This window comes from Chitinimonas sp. (genome assembly GCF_036568685.1).
GTDB lineage: Bacteria > Pseudomonadota > Gammaproteobacteria > Burkholderiales > Chitinimonadaceae > Chitinimonas.
Map to the genome: position 1 here is coordinate 1 of NZ_DATCSC010000092.1, position 15,127 is coordinate 15,127.

The window sequence follows — 15,127 nt, forward strand, 5'->3', positions numbered from 1 at the left end:
CGTGACCGGCAACGAGGTCACCATCTCGCTGGGTGTGGCGCACTGGCCCAGCAGCGACGACGACCTCGCCACGGTCATCAGAAAGGCCGACATCGCCCTTTATGAGGCCAAGCACCAGGGGCGCAACCGGGTGGCGGTGGCTGCCCTGCAGCAACCCGCCGGCTAACCGGGCCCCCGCCCAGTCAGGCCACCCGCAGGGCGACCTGGCTGACGGGATGTCAACCCGGGCAAGCTACGAAGCCGCCATGCGGCCTGCAGGGAAGGCATTGGGCGCGGCAAGCATCATGCGCCAGCGCAGGTACATCCAGACCGCTGCCACCAACGCACAGAGGGTACACAGTAACGGCAAGGGCACCGCAAACAGCACCCGGTCCACAAAGATCCACGCCCCGACAAATACGAAGGCCGCGACCATCAGCCAAGCGTAGCCCGCCAGCGACGGTGGCTTGAGCCGCGCATAGTCACCCAGCACCAGGCCAGCGGTCAGCAGGTTGAAGGCGGCCAGTGCACCCAGCACCGGAGTGACCCAGTCGTCCTTGGCCCCGGGTAAGAGCATCAGTAGCCCGCCAAGCAGGCCGAACAAGAGCCAGGCACGCAGCAGATAGCGCAGGTGCAAGCATGCCAATACCCGGTTTAGCGCCCTTCCCTGCGGGACACCAGGCAGGAGCTGCAGCAGGGCCTGCTCCTTACGGCTCTGGTAGATGGCGCTCCAGAGCGTCCAAGGCGCGGTCAGCAAGGGAATCAGCCCCGGCAGCAACATGGCGCGCAGCATGGCATCCGGCAGGTTGATGCCCAGCATCTGCAACAGGCCCAGATGACGGGCCAGCAGAGCGCCCAATATCAGTACCGCCGTGATCAGGACCTGGGAATAAAAAGTACCCCAGAAGGCATTCGGCCCCAGCCCGTAGCTCAATAATTCGACAGGCTTGTGCCCCTGCACCAGCGCAGTTTGCAGAAAGCGGTGGTAGCTCAAGGGATTGACACCTCCCAGCCAGCGATTGGCCTTGGTGGCCTGCGGCTGCGGGCCGCCCCTGAAGGCGCGGGTCATACGGGCTTGCCGTCCTTGTAGCCGCCAGTGGCCATCTCCGCCGCGGGCGAAGATCCAGGACCACGCCACGTAACCCAGCACAATCATCGCTACAAGCAGACCTGCCCCACCAAGTGCCGATCTCAGCGCAGCCTCAAGCAGCGGCCACGGCGTAAGACCTGTATTGGATGCCAGCCAGGCCAGCAGATAGAGCGTAAAGATCCATGGCGAACGCAGGCAGAGCGCGATATAGAGCGCAATTGCGGCGGCGATCAGCCAGATCTGGATGAAATGACCAAAGCTCAGCGCAAACACCGCCGCGATCAAGGTGGCGGTGGCCAACCACAGGGCCACGGTCACGTTGAGCAGGCGCCGCCTGAAGCCCGGTACCAGTTGGGCATTGAGCGGCGTATTCTGTGCCAGCGCCCGCTGTGGGTAGCTTGCCCAGAAGGCGCTGGCCATGATCACCAGTGGAATCGCCAATGCCAGGCTTGTTGCCATTTGCCAGGGTAATTTCGCCATGAGCGCAGCCACTAGCGGCACAATAGCGCACAAAACAGACAACCCCAGCAGTACCCAAGAAGCAGCACCGCGCAATACGCCATAGGCTTGCCAAAGTAAGCTCCGGTACGCGTTCATTGGGTCACCTCGACGAACAGGTCCTCCAGGCTCACCGGCTCGACCGACAGTGCGGGCACCGTGCGTATCTGGGCCAATCGCTCGGGGCTCAACCGCGCCAGCACACTGCCGCCACCCTGCATCGTCTGCGGCACACTGATGCGCTCTGCAGGCGCAATCTGCAACAGCACTTCGCTCGGGCCACTGACCCGGCGGGTCGTTTCCAACAACTCATCCAGACTAGTCTGCAGGGTAATGCGCCCCTCCTTGAGGAAGGCCACCTCCATGGCAATGCGCTCGAGGTCGGACAGGATATGGGTAGAGAACAGCACGGTGGTATTGCGCTCGATCACGCCATCGATCAGCTCATGCAGGAAGTCGCGCCGGCCTACAGGGTCCAGGCTGGCGACCGGCTCGTCCAGGATCAAGAGTTCGGGATCATGGGCAAGCGCCCGGATGATGGCGAGACGTTGCTTCTGGCCACCCGAGAGTGTGCTGATGGCCTTGTCCCGATCAATCTGCCAACGACTGAACAGCCCTTCCACCTTCTCGGTATTCCAGCGCGGGTAGAAGGCACGGAAGTAGTCCAGCAATTGGCGAGGTGTCAGCCACTCGAACAGGTCCGCCTGTTGCGGCACATAGCCGATGCGCGCGCGGCTGGCATCCCCCAGCGAGTGTGCCGGTTCACCAAACAGATGGCTCGCGCCAGCGTCCGCCTCGCGCAGACCAAGCATGCACTCCATCAGGGTGGACTTGCCCGCGCCGTTACGCCCCAACAGGCCCACCACCTTGCCGGCAGGGATCTGCCAATCCAGCCCCTTTAGCACCGCCTGTTTGCCAAAGTGCTTTTCCAGCCCAGCGATCTCTATGACCAAGGGGTTCATGTCTTTTCCTCGAAGATTTGTTGAAATAATTCCAGCACGAAGTTGCTATCCAGCTCCAACTGCCGGGCTTCCAAGGCTGCGCGCTCCAGGATGGGGCGCAGTAGTTCGAGCCGAGCGGCCACATCCAAGGCAGGTTTGCCCTGCGCACCTGCCACCTGCATGCCTAGGCCCCGTCGCCGTTGCAGCACCCCCTCCATCTCCAGAAGGCCATAGGCCTTGGAGACCGTCATGGGGTTGAGCGTCAGGCTCTGGGCCAAATCGCGTACCGAAGGCAGGTCATCCCCCGGCGCCAGCTGGCCACCTGCCACCAGCCGTCGTATCTGGTCCATCAGCTGGCGATACAAGGGCTCGGGTGAGCCGGGCGAAACCGAAAACAGGGTCAGGGAGCTGGGTGGCATTGTCTTGTATACTGTATTAGTTGATTAATACAGTAATCACACAACGTGGCAGCGTCAAGTACTCAGGCGCACGGCCGTATCAATTTCCCAACGGGAAAAACAAAACACCCCGCACGGGCGGGGTGTTTGAGGGAACAGCTTGAATGCGGTGTCAGTCAGGGAAGCGGCTGGCGGGGTCGTAAGCCCGCTCATCCGTGTCCCAGCTACGCAGGCCCAGCACGCGCTCGCCCAATGCGCTCAGTTCGGCGCGCGGGTAGCGGGTCTGCTCCCAGCGACGCGGGTCGCCAGGAAAGGCAAAGCCCTTGGCCGGCTCGCGCTGGTACCAGGAGGCCACCCGCTCATCACGCAGCGCGGTGTTGCCCTCGTCCGCCGGGGTAAAGCTGATGTACTGCGCCAGCCGCACCCCGTCTTCCGAGGTATTGGGCCGTATGCCGTGTGCCAACAGGCTGTTGAAGATCAGCAGGTCGCCTGCCTGCATGGGGATAAAGCGCAACGGCCAGGGCACGGCACCGGGGGTATCGAGGTCCGGCCGCCAGGGATTGCGATCCTGAGGGGCGCTACGGCGCCACTCGGCAAAGTGCTCGAACAGTTCCGGTATGCACTGAAAGCCGCCCGATTCCTCACGGGTATCGGACAAGGCCAGCACGCCCTGCACATTGACCGGCAGCGGATCGAGCGTGGTGTCCGCATCCCAGTGGATAAAGCCGCCAAAGCGACGCTTGCCGCGGTTCGGGGTATTGAGGTTGGCACGATCGATGGTGACCCACAGCGCCTCGGTATCCCAGATATCGACAAAGGCATCGTAGATGCGCTGGCTCTGGCGGTTGTCCCACAAGGTCTGGTTCTGGTAGGCCTCCACCATGCCCGAGCCATTGAGCTCCTGCATCTCGTGGCTGCGCAATTCAGCTTGGTCCCAGGTGTCGGGGCGCGCTGGGTCCAATTCCTGGAACTGCCACAGAAAGTCGGTCGTACGCTTGACCTGGGCCGCCGGCACCGCCTGTTTGACGATCACAAAGCCATAGGTCTGCCAGTGCTTGAAGTCCGCCTCGCTCAGTACCCGCAGCGGCAGCTGCTTTTGGATATCACGCAGTTGCGGCCGTTCGGCATAGGCCACGGTGGGGTTGCCCGGGCGTTGGTCGCCATAGCGGTAGCGGTCGTTCATGGTCAGCCTCCATATCGTTGGGATGTGCTGCCATTGTGCGGAAGTGCGGGCCAGGAAATATGCGCCGGCTGCCCAGTATTGATACGATACTGACGTCCAGACTGATACAAATCGTCGCCATGCGCCCGCAGTTCGAACATGTGACCGTTCCACCCGGTGCCTCCTGGGCCCTGCTCTGGAGAGAATTGCCGGAGATTCCCTTCATCTGGCATTACCACCCGGAATTCGAACTCACGCTGACCCTCAACGCGCAGGGGCAGCGCTACATCGGCGATCAGTTGACCGACTTCGCGCCCGGCGACCTGGTCCTGGTCGGGCCCAATCAGCCCCATACCTGGGCGGCCAGCGAGCGGCCAGACCCGGATCAGCCCATGCTGGCGGTGGTGGTCTGGTTCAGCCTGGCCTGGTTGGAGCAGCTGGTGGCCGGCTTGCCGGAGCTGGGCCCCTTGCGCCGGTTGGCCCAGGCTGCCGGCCACAGCCTGGTCTTTTCCGGCGAGACCGCCGCCGCTGCCCAGCCGCTGCTGCTGAGCCTGCGCGACAAGACGGCAGCGGAACGGGTGCCGGTACTACTGCAGATACTGCTGTTGCTGACCGGCGACGAGGCAGCCAAGCCCCTGGGCAGCACGATCCCACTGGGCGGCAAGGATGCGGGCCGGGAACGGCTGAGCCGCATACTCGACACCCTGCACCGCGACTTTGCCGACCCACCGACCATTGCCGAGCTGGCCGCGCAAGCCGCCCTGTCGGTCGGCGCCTTCCACCGTTTCTTCAAGCGCCACACCGGGCAGACCGTGCTGGGCTATCTCACCCAGCTGCGTATAGGCCATGCCTGCCAGCTCTTGATCAGCACCGACAAGCCCATAGGCGTGATCGCCAGCGAAGCCGGCTACCGCAATCTGGCGCATTTCAACCGCCAGTTTGTTGCCAGCCGGCAGCAGACCCCGCGCGAGCTACGCGCCCGCTACCGTAAGCCATAACCGTGCAGGCTGGCGCCTGCCATAATGCAGATATAAAGAGGAGCCACCATGAGCGATGCCAGCAACAACCCTTTCGCCTTCTTCCAGCAGTTCTTCAAGCCCATGGAGGGCATGCAGCCCTTTATGCCGCCACTGACCGAGGAAGAATGTGCCCGCAAGATCGCCGAGCTACGCACGGTGGAGCAGTGGCTGGGCATGCAGGTCAGCATGCTGCAGATGAGCATACGCACGCTGGAGCTGCAGCAGGCCAGCCTGGCGGCACTCAAGCCGCGAGAGAAGCCGTCCTCGGACAGCGGCAGCTAGGGAAGCTTTTTCAAAGGGACGCAGATCTCGGTGAGCAAGGCTTCGGGCGCCACCTCATGAGGGGAATTCAGGTACTCCTCCCAATCCGCCGTGTGACGCAATTCCAGGCCACAGTTCGGTACCCAGTCGCGGTAGATGGCCTGCCAGGTCTGCCAGAGCGTGTCGTAGGGCCCACGGTGTAGAAAGACTGCCGCCGGCCCACCCTCGAAGTAATGGAAGCCCAGGTCGCTCCCCTCGGGCAGGGTGATCGCCTCGCGCAAGACCAGCGCAGCATGGAAAGGCAGATCGGGGTCGTTCGGCCCGATCGGTGCACGGCCACAGAAATCCAGACAACCGCAAACCAAGGGCCGCCAGTGCTCATTGGCTGCCACTGCGTCTTCCAGCCTGGCAAAGGCCTTGCGGGCCGCCACCCCGGCATTGTTGTTGATCATGCCGTACTCGGTGGCAATCAAGAGCGGACGGGTAGGAAACTCACGGAACTCGGGCTGCAGCATGGTCTTTCCTTTACTCGAATGTATGGGAGGGAAAGTCCTGAACGGATGTGGCCGTCCCTGCGCCATGGCGCGGCGCAAGGCAGTGGCGCTGAGGCCGGTGCTACGCCGCAGGGCCTTGCCCAGTGCATGCACGCTCTCAAAACCGCAGTCGAGCGCGATCGCCGTCACGCTGGCCTCACTCGCCAACAGCTTGTCGACCGCGGTGTGCAGCCGCCTGCGCTGCAGATACTCGAGTGGTGACTCACCCTGCATGGCAACGAACATGCGCTGGAAGTGGTAGCGCGACATCAGCGCCACCTCGGCCAGTTGTTCGCTGTCGATAGGTTCGGCCAGGTGCGACTCGATATGGACGATCACCCGGTTGATCCGGTCGCGGTAGGTCAGTTCGGTCTGTCTGCGCATGCTGTTTCCGTTTCAGGACCTGCACAGCCTAAGTCAGGCCCACGCCCCTCACTCTCCCTGGCTTGCGCATTTGCGGCGCAGCAGCCTTAGTGAACTACATCCGTCTTCAGACCGCTCCGGCCTACCTGCAACCAGGCGAGCAGGCCCAGCACGGTACACGCTAGCGCACCCAGCGCCAGCGCCCAAGGCCGTGGCGCCAGCCAGGGCGAGATCACACCCGCGACGAGGGAACTGAACATCAGCTGGATAAACGCCTGCAGTGACGAGGCCGTGCCCCGTTCATGCGGATATAGGTCCAACACCAGCAAGGTCAGGGTCGGGAAGGCCAAGGAGATGCCAATGCCGGTGAGCATGATAGGGATGACCGCCCAGGGCCAGGCAATGCCGGGCGCGGCCAGACAGTAGGCCAGATTACCCAGACCGGCGAGCAGCATGATGCTGTAGGCCAAACGCACATTGCTGGCAGGGGTGTGGCGACCGGCACGGCGGCCGGACAGGAAGGCGCCGGTCATCATGCCCAGGATGGTGGGCACGAAAAAGTAGCCGAACTGGGTAGCACCCAAGCCCAGATGGGTGAGCACGAACACCGGCGCCGACGCGATAAAGATGAACAGCGCCGAGAAATTGAAGGAACCCGACAAACACAACCAGACATAGGCCGGGTTGCGCAGCATGTCAAAGTAGCGCGCGAACAAGGGCACCGGCTCCAGCGCCAGCCGGGATGCCTTGGGGTGGGTCTCCGGCAGCCAACGCCAGCAACAGGCCAGGAGCAGCACCGAAAAGAGCGCCAGGAACCAGAAGATGGCCTCCCAGCCGAACTGGGTGCCGATCAACCCGCCTATCATGGGCGCGATGGCCGGCGCCACGCTGAACACCATGGTAATGCGCGACATCACCCGCTGCGCTTCGGCCCCATGGAAGCGGTCACGGATGATGGCCCGGCCCACGATCAGGCCGGAACCCGCCGAGACACCCTGGATCGCCCGGAACAGCAAGAGCTGCCAGAGGCTGGTGGAAAATGCGCAGCCCACCGAGGCCAGGGCAAACACCACTACGCCGGCGAGGATGACCGAGCGCCGACCGAGCGCATCGGACAGCGGGCCGTGCAGCAGGGACATCAGACCATAGGCAAGCAGGTAGACGCTGATGGTCTGCTGCATCTCGACCGGCCCGATCGCCAGCGCTCGCTCCATCTGCGGGAACATGGGGAAGATGGTGTCGATCGAGAACGGCCCGAACATGGCAAGGCCGGCCAAAAGCAGCACGAAGCCGGCGCGGGAGGGCTCGGTATGGGTAGCAGACATGCAAAAAACCGGGACAGGGGAGACCGCGCAGTCTAACGAAAGACGCGCCCCCTGAACCGGCACAGTTGGGAGAACTTGCCCGGTCCGGTGGGTAGGTGGGGTGGCACTCCCCTACCCTGCCCAGGGCTCAACCTTTGATGCGTACGTTCCTGCCGCTGATATCGCGCTGGGACGGATTGCCGTAGATGGTGATGTCACCCGAGCCCACGCTACGCGCACTGACGGTCCGGCTGACTGCCACGGTCACGTCACCCGAGCCATAGGTCGACAGATCGGCCGATTCCGCGCTCAGGCCGCCCATATTGGCATTACCCGAACCGTAGACGCTGGCGTTCACGTGCCTGACCGTGCCGGCGGCGCGCAGATTGCCCGAGCCGCGGATGTCAGCCTCCAGGCTGTCGCCCTGCAATTGCCCAAGGACCAGATTGCCCGAGCCGTTGAGGCTGGCTTTGACGCGCGAGGTCTGCAGGGTATTGGCCTCGATGCTGCCCGAGCCATTGGAGCGTGCATCGAGCACCGTGGCCAGACCCGCCAGTTGGATGGTGCCCGATCCGTTACAGACAGCGCTGAGCTTGTCGGCGTTGAGGCCCATGGCATTGATGCGGCCGGAACCGGACAGGACGAGCTTGTTGACCTGCGGTGTGGTGTAGCGGACCCGCAGACCGTTACTGGTCTTGACGCTGCCTTCCATCCAAACCTTGAGCGTGCCGTTGCTAACTTCGGTATGCAGCAGGGGCAGGAGATTGCTATCTGCCTCCACCTCCAGCGAGACCGTATTGCCCTGGCGTACGTCGGCAATGATGGAACCGCTGATCTCCACTTGTTCGGCCGCGCCGACGGTACGGTTCTCTATTCTGCGCTGGCCGTCGCCAACGGTTTGCGAGCCACCGGAGTAACTGTAGTAGTCCCCCTCGGATGGAACGACGACAACGGCACACCCGCCCAATGCGAGTAGGCAGGCCAGGGTAAGCAGGGAGCGGGTCATGAGCGGTTCCTTGTGGGTGGCGCAGGGTTCCGCGCCTTTGAGATATAGCATACTACATAGTATGTTATATCCCACAAGCATCATGGCATGCCCCGTGGCGCCCCTGCGACACACTCAAGGGATCAGGATGGTCGAACCCACCGTCTTGCGCGCAGCCAGGTCCACATGGGCCTGGGCCGCCTGGGTCAGCGGGTAACGCTGCGCCACGCTGATCTTGACCGAGCCATTTGCCACCACCGCAAACAAGGCGGCGGCGGCAGCCTCCAGCTCCTGGCGAGTGGCGATATAGCTACCCAGGGTGGGTCGGGTCAGGAACAGCGAACCCTTTTGCGACAGCAGCAAGGGCGATATCTCCGGCACCGGGCCGGAAGCATTGCCGTAGGTCACCATCAGACCACGCGGTGCCAGGCAGTCGAGCGAGCCGGCAAAGGTGTCCTTACCCACGCCGTCGTACACCACCCTCACCCCCACGCCACCGGTAGCGGCACGGGCGGCGGCGACAAAGTCCTCGCTGCGGTAGTCGATCACCACATCGGCGCCCAGCTGCTTCACCAGCGCCACCTTGTCCGCACCGCCAGCCGTGGCGATCACCCTGGCACCGAGGGCCTTGGCCCACTGCACCGCGATCTGCCCTACCCCGCCTGCGGCAGCGTGGATCAGGATGGCATCGCCCGGTTGCACCGCATAGGTCCGGCGCAAGAGATACTCGGCGGTCAGGCCCTGCAGCATCATCGCCGCCGCGGTCTCATCGGCAATCGCATCGGGCAGCTTGAGCAGCTTGTCGGCCGGAATCAGCCGTTCGCTGGCATAGGCACCCAGGGGGCCGCTGGCGTAGGCCACCCGGTCACCAGGCTGCAACCCTTCGACCCCAACCCCCACCGCCTCGACCACGCCGGCCGCTTCCGAACCCAGGCCTGAGGGCAATGGCTGCGCGTAAAGGCCGCTGCGGTAGTAGGTGTCGATAAAGTTGAGGCCGATGGCGGTATGCCGTACCCGCGCCTGGCCAGGTCCTGGGCTGCCAACGTCCAGCTCTTCCAGCTGCAGGACTTCCGGGCCACCGGTCTGGTGGAAGCGTACTACCTGGCTCATATCGGGCTCCATAGATGCAAAAGCCCGTGCCAGGCGGGCACGGGCCGGACTAACCGCCGAAGACGGTCAGAGTTTGAAATAGGCCACCATCTGCCGCAGGTCGGTCGCCTGATCAGTCATGGCGGTCGCCGTGGCCGACAATTCCTCGGCCGCAGCCGCATTGGACTGCATGGAGAGGCTGATCTGGCTCACACCGGAATGGATCTGCTCGATGCCGCTGGTCTGGTCGCCCGAGGCGGCGGAAATCTCCTGCACCAGGGCCGCGGTACGGCGGATGCTGGGCACCATGACGTCGAACAACTGGCCCGCCTGGTTGGCCAGGGCCACGCTCTTGCCGGCCAGCTCGCCGATCTCGCGGGCGGCATTCTGGCTGCGCTCTGCCAGCTTGCGCACCTCCTGCGCCACCACCGCAAAGCCCTTGCCATGCGGGCCGGCGCGGGCAGCCTCGATGGCGGCATTGAGCGCCAGCATATTGGTCTGATAGGCAATCTCGTCGATCACGCCGATCTTCTGCGCGATCTGGTTCATCGCGGTTACCGTCTGCCGTACCGCATCGCCGCCCGCCTCGGCCTGCTCAACGTTCTGCATGGCTATGCTATCAGTGGCGCGGGCATTTTCGGTGTTCTGCGCCACCGAGGCAGTCACCTGTTCCATGGAGGCGCTGGTCTCTTCCACGCTGGCTGCCTGGCTGCTGCTGGAGGCCGACAGCGACATGGCGGCGCCACTGATCTGCGCGGCAGCATCACTCACCAGCTCGGTGGAGTTGCGCACCTTGCCGATCACGCTGGCCAGGGTGTCACTCATCAGATGGACCGATACCGCCAGTTGGCCGATCTCGTCGCGACAGGCCACACCCGAGGACGTCTTGAGCCGGCCCTGGGCGATCTCGGCCAGGGCGGTATTCACCTTGCGCAGCGGTTGGATCACAAAGCTGCGCATGGCCAGCGACAAGGCCAGTACCAGAATGGCATCCAGCACCAGGATCTGGGCGATGATGAAGACCAGCCGGTCACGCAGCTGGGCTTCGATATCGGCATTGCTGCTGACCAACTCTATCCTGCCCACCGTGCGCATCGTGCCATTGGCCGAGTAGCGCAGCTCGCGCGCTCGGCGCTCGTCGCTCTCCTGCAACTGCGCCTGGCCGCTCACCACCTTGGCGCTGGCATCGCGCTGCAACGCCAGAAAGACTTTGTCCTCGGCACTGACGGTGATGCCACGCACAAAGGAGCGGTTGAGCTCGGAGCGGACGATGCTTTCGACCTGGGTCGCATCGAAATTCCAGACCGCCACGGGCAAGGACTGCGACAAGCGGTCCAGTATGCCCACCAGGGTAGCCTGCCGCTGCTGCTGCAGGTCGGCCTGGGTGCGGTAGTAGTTGTAGGCGCCAGAGGCCGCCAGCACCAGGGTGACAATGGCGACGAACAGCAGGTTGAGCTTGAGGCTGATGCTTTTGAAATTGAACACAATCCGCCCTTATTGGGAACCGCCTGAGTGCTTCATCCTAGCCTACCTCGGCGGGCGTCCCAATATCAAAAAAGCCCACCGTGAAGGTGGGCTTTTTGATCAGCGACTTAGCGTTGCGTCGCACGCGGACAACAAAGCGATCTAGGCCTGCTCCGCCTCGCCACCGGCCATCAGCTTGACGTTGCCACCCACCGCGGCAGTGTTGATGGTAACGGTACGTTCACAGGCAAAACGCAGCAGATAGTGCGGGCCGCCAGCCTTGAAGCCGGTACCCGAGAGGCCTTCGCCACCGAAAGGCTGCGAACCGACCACGGCACCGATCTGATTGCGGTTGACGTAGAGGTTGCCAACCTTGGCCAGCTTGCGCACCGTCTCCACCGTGCTGTCGAGGCGGGTGTGCACACCCATGGTCAGACCGAAGCCCAGCTTGTTGACGCGATGGATGGCATCGGCCAGCTCCTCACCCTTGAAGCGAGCGATATGCAGCACCGGGCCGAAGGTCTCGCTGGTCGGCAACTGGTCGAGCGATACCTCAAAGGCCTGCGGTGCAAAATAGCAGCCCTTGGACAGCTCGGCCGGCAGCGGCGTAGTGGCGATACGGCGGGCCGTGGTGGCCAGCTTGTCGCAGTAGGCCGCCAGGTCGCGCTGCGACAGCGTGTCGATGGTCGGGCCCACGTCGGTAGCAAGCTGCAGCGGGTCGCCCAGGCGCAGCTCCTGCATGGCCTCACCCAGGCGGGTGATGACGCTGTCGGCAATATCGTCCTGCACCAGCAGGATACGCAGCGCCGAGCAACGCTGACCAGCCGAGTTGAAGGCACTCATCAGCACGTCGATGATCAGCTGCTCCACGTGCGCAGAGCTGTCGGCAATCATGGCATTGAGGCCGCCGGTCTCGGCGATCAGGCTGGCGATGGAGGAATCACGCGCCGCCAGGGTGCGGTTGATCTTCCAGGCCGCACCGGTCGAGCCGGTAAAGGCCACGCCGGCTACACGATGGTCGCCCAGCAGCTTGTCCGACAGGCCTCCCGACTCACCCGGCAGGTAGTGCAGCACCTCGCCCGGCACGCCTGCGTCCAGCAGGGCCTCGATGGCACGCATGCCGATCAGCGGCGTGCGGCGCGAAGGCTTGGCGAGTACGGTGTTACCCGCGGCAAGGGCAGCGGTGACCTGGCCCAGGAAGATGGCCAGCGGGAAGTTCCAGGGCGCGATGGCCACGAAGGGACCACGGCCGCTCAGGCGCAGCTCGTTCGATTCGCCCGTCACGCCCGGCAGCGGAATGGCTGAGCCCATCAGGCGGCGGGCCTCCTGGGCGTAGAAGCGGCAGTAGTCCACCGCCTCGCGTAGTTCGCCCAGCGCGTCTGGCAGGGTCTTGCCGGCTTCGCGGCTCAGCAGCCAGAGGAATTCGTCCTGGCGGGCTTCCAGCAGATCGGCCGCCTTATCCAGCAGGGCGGCACGTTCGCTGGCCGGGCGGGCCGACCAGGCATCCTGGGCTGCGTCGGCCAGGTCCAGGGCACGTTCGATGTCAGCAGCGCCACTGGCCACCAGGGTACCGATCTGGCGTGTCTGGTCGATAGGGCTGACGCGGGCTTGCGAAGTACCAGTACCGCGCTCGCCGCCCACGATGGGGCTGGCGTGGAAAGACTGGCTCTCAAGGGCGGCAAGGCGCTGGCGCAGGGGTTCCAGCGTTACGGTATCGGTCATGGCAAATCCTTGGCTGTTGCGGCGGGGAGCGAACACTTCGCTCGGGGCTTTGACACCCGGGGTGACGGCCTGGCGGGCAACGTTCAGGGCCGGGTTGTCGGCAATGCTTTCCAGCGGCACGCTGGTATCGGCCAACTGGTGGACGAAAGAGGAGTTCGCGCCATTTTCCAAGAGGCGGCGCACCAGGTAGGGCAGCAAGGCATGGAAGCGGCCCACCGGCGCGTAGACGCGGCTGGCCACGCCCTCGCGGTCGTTGAGCTGGGTGTGCAGTGCCTCGCCCATGCCGTGCAGGCGCTGGATCTCCAGCTCGCGCCGCGTATTGCGGGTGGCCTCCATGATCCAGCTCAGGGTCTGGGCGTTATGGCTGGCAAACTGCGGGTAGAAGCGGCTGGAGCCGTGGTTCAGCAGCTTGCGGGCACAGGCCAGGTAGGCCACGTCGGTATGGTGCTTGCGGGTATAGACCGGGTAGCCGGCCAGGCCGTTTTGCTGGGCGCGCTTGATCTCGCTATCCCAGTAGGCACCCTTCACCAGGCGGATGGGCAGCACGCGGCCGGTATCGGCGGCCAGATCAGCCAGCCAATCGATCACAAAGGGTGCACGTTTCTGATAGGCCTGCACCACCAGGCCCAGACCACGCCAGTTCTTGAGGCTGGGCTCACGCACCAGGCGCTCGTACAGCCATAGCGAAGTCTCCAGCCGCTCGCTCTCTTCGGCGTCGATGCTGAACACCAGATCGGCCTTGGCCGCCGCCTGGGCCAGATCGAGCAGACGGCCGTACAGCTCACTCTGCACCCTGTCCTGCTGGGCGAACTCGTAACGCGGGTGGATGGCCGAGAGCTTGACAGAGATGGACTGGCGGGCAAAACCCTGGTTGGGGTCAGGCCGCTTGCCCAGCGCCGCGATGGCCTCGTGGTAGGCCACGAAGTAGGCCTCCGCGTCGGCGGCGGTCAGCGCGGCCTCACCCAGCATGTCGTAGGAGTAACGCCAGCGCGGGTCAGCGTTGTCCAGCGCTTCCTCGATGGTCTCACCCACCACGAAATTGTTGGCCATCACCTTCATGCCGGCCTTCATGGCATTGCGCAGCACCGGTTCGCCCAGCTTGCGCAGCAGGCGATCGAACCAGTGGCGACCTTCGCTGGCGTCTATCCAGCTATCGGTAAACAGCAGCGCACGGCTGGCCGCGCTGACCAGCCAGGTGGCAGTCTGGGAGCGGCGCCAGTCGCGGTTTTCAAGCAGATCGCGGATCAGGATGTCCTGGGTCGGTACATCCGGTACCCGCAGCAGGGCCTCGGCCAGCGCCATCAGGGCAATGCCCTCCTCGCTGCCCAGGCCATAGCTCTGCAAAAAGGCCTCGAAGTGGTTCTTGCCGGCGGCATGTCGCACACCCTGTGCAAGCGACAGGGTACGGACATAGACGGCTTTTTCGGCCTGCTCGTCCAGCCGGGCCAGGGGCAACAGGCTGTTGATGGCCTCCGCTTCGTCGCGGAACAGGTTGTTGCGTATGCCTTCAAAGCTGGGAAGGCTTTGCGGCAGGTCGGGATACAGTAGCGTCATGGGCATGGCCTAGAGGCTGTTAACGTTAAAAACCCGCACATCGGGGTGGGATGCGCGGGTCGATTCGGGCACGGGCGGGGGCGGATAGCCCCACGTTCTTGTGGATACGCTGCCGGTCCCTGTCACCGCCCGCAGTGCTGGCGTGCGGCAAGAAGAACGGGGCGCATCGTACTGGCGGCCAGACAAAATGTGCCGCTATTTTTTGCCATCGAATCCGAATAAAATCTGGTCGAACAAAATTTCACAGAATATTCAACCAATGAACAGTGAAATCGACCGCATAGACCGAAAGATACTCCGCGAACTGCAGGCGGACGGCCGTATAGCCAATGTAGACCTTGCCAAGCGCATCGGCCTCTCCGCCACCGCCTGCCTGGAGCGCGTCAAGCGGCTGACGCGCGACGGTTACATCCTGGGCTACGGTGCCCGCCTCAACCCGGAGCTGCTGGACGCCGGCCTGCTGGTGTTCGTCGAAGTACTGCTCGATCGCACCACGCCCGAGGTGTTCGAACGCTTCAAGCTGGCGGTCATGGATAGGCCCGAGGTCCAGGAGTGCCACCTCGTGGCCGGTGGCTTCGACTACCTGGTCAAGGCACGCGTGCGTGACATGAAGGCCTACCGCGACTTCCTGGGCAATACCCTGCTGAGCCTGCCAGGCGTGCGGGAGACACATACCTACGCGGTGATGGAAGAGGTCAAGCACGCCACCAGCATCCACATCCCTGGCTGAAGTCGATAGCGCAAATGAAAAACGGCGGGTACCGG

General features: G+C 63.9%; 14 protein-coding genes. 4 read left to right on the forward strand and 10 right to left on the reverse strand.

The genetic code is table 11. The features are described from left to right. The first annotated feature begins 1 nt into the window (after position 1). The gene (locus tag VIM95_RS23405) at positions 2-166 is read left to right on the forward strand and encodes a diguanylate cyclase domain-containing protein (RefSeq protein ID WP_414648530.1); all 165 of its coding nucleotides are present in this window, start codon (positions 2-4) and stop codon (positions 164-166) included. A 66-nt stretch (positions 167-232) separates the two neighbouring features. Here VIM95_RS23405 and VIM95_RS13520 read toward each other — a convergent pair whose 3' ends face one another. The 4 genes from VIM95_RS13520 to VIM95_RS13535 form a co-directional block, all read right to left on the reverse strand. Next, positions 233-1,510 (reverse strand): hypothetical protein, encoded by a 1,278-nt coding sequence (locus VIM95_RS13520; RefSeq protein WP_331986485.1) that lies wholly within the window; start codon positions 1,508-1,510, stop codon positions 233-235. A gap of 152 nt (positions 1,511-1,662) precedes the next feature. Continuing rightward, positions 1,663-2,529: an ABC transporter ATP-binding protein gene (locus VIM95_RS13525; RefSeq protein WP_331986487.1), complete on the reverse strand. Its 867-nt coding sequence runs from the start codon at positions 2,527-2,529 to the stop codon at positions 1,663-1,665. After that, the gene (locus VIM95_RS13530) at positions 2,526-2,927 is read right to left on the reverse strand and encodes a GntR family transcriptional regulator (protein ID WP_331986489.1); all 402 of its coding nucleotides are present in this window, start codon (positions 2,925-2,927) and stop codon (positions 2,526-2,528) included. Before VIM95_RS13530 ends, VIM95_RS13525 begins: the two co-directional genes overlap by 4 nt. Positions 2,928-3,078: 151 nt before the next feature. After that, positions 3,079-4,089 (reverse strand): phytanoyl-CoA dioxygenase family protein, encoded by a 1,011-nt coding sequence (locus VIM95_RS13535; protein WP_331986492.1) that lies wholly within the window; start codon positions 4,087-4,089, stop codon positions 3,079-3,081. Positions 4,090-4,208: 119 nt separating this feature from the next. Here VIM95_RS13535 and VIM95_RS13540 point away from each other — a divergent pair, with 119 nt between their 5' ends. Continuing rightward, positions 4,209-5,066, forward strand: a complete 858-nt coding sequence (locus tag VIM95_RS13540; protein WP_331986494.1) for an AraC family transcriptional regulator — start codon at positions 4,209-4,211, stop codon at positions 5,064-5,066. Positions 5,067-5,114: 48 nt separating this feature from the next. Further along, on the forward strand, positions 5,115-5,369 hold the full coding sequence (locus VIM95_RS13545; RefSeq protein WP_331986495.1) for a PhaM family polyhydroxyalkanoate granule multifunctional regulatory protein: 255 nt from the start codon (positions 5,115-5,117) through the stop codon (positions 5,367-5,369). Here VIM95_RS13545 and VIM95_RS13550 read toward each other — a convergent pair. The 6 genes from VIM95_RS13550 to putA all read right to left on the reverse strand — a co-directional run bounded on the left by VIM95_RS13550 (position 5,366) and on the right by putA (position 14,362). Continuing rightward, positions 5,366-6,265 carry an AraC family transcriptional regulator gene (locus tag VIM95_RS13550; RefSeq protein WP_331986496.1) on the reverse strand — a complete coding sequence of 300 codons (900 nt, stop codon included), beginning with the start codon at positions 6,263-6,265 and terminating at the stop codon, positions 5,366-5,368. The genes VIM95_RS13545 and VIM95_RS13550 overlap by 4 nt on opposite strands. Before the next feature lie 86 nt (positions 6,266-6,351). Beyond that, positions 6,352-7,569, reverse strand: a complete 1,218-nt coding sequence (locus VIM95_RS13555) for a multidrug effflux MFS transporter (protein WP_331986498.1) — start codon at positions 7,567-7,569, stop codon at positions 6,352-6,354. Positions 7,570-7,696: 127 nt separating this feature from the next. After that, complete coding sequence (locus VIM95_RS13560; RefSeq protein ID WP_331986500.1) at positions 7,697-8,554, reverse strand: head GIN domain-containing protein; 858 nt, start codon at positions 8,552-8,554, stop codon at positions 7,697-7,699. Between the two features lie 114 nt (positions 8,555-8,668). Beyond that, positions 8,669-9,643: a quinone oxidoreductase gene (locus VIM95_RS13565; protein ID WP_331986502.1), complete on the reverse strand. Its 975-nt coding sequence runs from the start codon at positions 9,641-9,643 to the stop codon at positions 8,669-8,671. Positions 9,644-9,709: 66 nt separating this feature from the next. Next, the gene (locus VIM95_RS13570; RefSeq protein ID WP_331986504.1) at positions 9,710-11,107 is read right to left on the reverse strand and encodes a methyl-accepting chemotaxis protein; all 1,398 of its coding nucleotides are present in this window, start codon (positions 11,105-11,107) and stop codon (positions 9,710-9,712) included. 141 nt (positions 11,108-11,248) lie between these two features. Then, positions 11,249-14,362: a bifunctional proline dehydrogenase/L-glutamate gamma-semialdehyde dehydrogenase PutA gene (gene putA, locus VIM95_RS13575; RefSeq protein ID WP_331986506.1), complete on the reverse strand. Its 3,114-nt coding sequence runs from the start codon at positions 14,360-14,362 to the stop codon at positions 11,249-11,251. 259 nt (positions 14,363-14,621) lie between these two features. Between putA and lrp the strand changes: the two genes are divergently transcribed. Further along, complete coding sequence (lrp, locus tag VIM95_RS13580) at positions 14,622-15,092, forward strand: leucine-responsive transcriptional regulator Lrp (protein ID WP_331986508.1); 471 nt, start codon at positions 14,622-14,624, stop codon at positions 15,090-15,092. Positions 15,093-15,127 lie beyond the last annotated feature (35 nt).

What these genes read in the sequence shown, in the direction of transcription:
- VIM95_RS13525 (WP_331986487.1), bottom strand. Translation starts at nt 2,529, where the DNA reads ATGAACCCCTTGGTCATAGAGATCGCTGGGCTGGAAAAGCACTTTGGC.
- VIM95_RS13530 (WP_331986489.1), bottom strand. Translation starts at nt 2,927, where the DNA reads ATGCCACCCAGCTCCCTGACCCTGTTTTCGGTTTCGCCCGGCTCACCC.
- VIM95_RS13535 (WP_331986492.1), bottom strand. Translation starts at nt 4,089, where the DNA reads ATGAACGACCGCTACCGCTATGGCGACCAACGCCCGGGCAACCCCACC.
- VIM95_RS13540 (WP_331986494.1), top strand. Translation starts at nt 4,209, where the DNA reads ATGCGCCCGCAGTTCGAACATGTGACCGTTCCACCCGGTGCCTCCTGG.
- VIM95_RS13545 (WP_331986495.1), top strand. Translation starts at nt 5,115, where the DNA reads ATGAGCGATGCCAGCAACAACCCTTTCGCCTTCTTCCAGCAGTTCTTC.
- VIM95_RS13550 (WP_331986496.1), bottom strand. Translation starts at nt 6,265, where the DNA reads ATGCGCAGACAGACCGAACTGACCTACCGCGACCGGATCAACCGGGTG.
- VIM95_RS13555 (WP_331986498.1), bottom strand. Translation starts at nt 7,569, where the DNA reads ATGTCTGCTACCCATACCGAGCCCTCCCGCGCCGGCTTCGTGCTGCTT.
- VIM95_RS13560 (WP_331986500.1), bottom strand. Translation starts at nt 8,554, where the DNA reads ATGACCCGCTCCCTGCTTACCCTGGCCTGCCTACTCGCATTGGGCGGG.
- VIM95_RS13565 (WP_331986502.1), bottom strand. Translation starts at nt 9,643, where the DNA reads ATGAGCCAGGTAGTACGCTTCCACCAGACCGGTGGCCCGGAAGTCCTG.
- putA (WP_331986506.1), bottom strand. Translation starts at nt 14,362, where the DNA reads ATGACGCTACTGTATCCCGACCTGCCGCAAAGCCTTCCCAGCTTTGAA.
- lrp (WP_331986508.1), top strand. Translation starts at nt 14,622, where the DNA reads ATGAACAGTGAAATCGACCGCATAGACCGAAAGATACTCCGCGAACTG.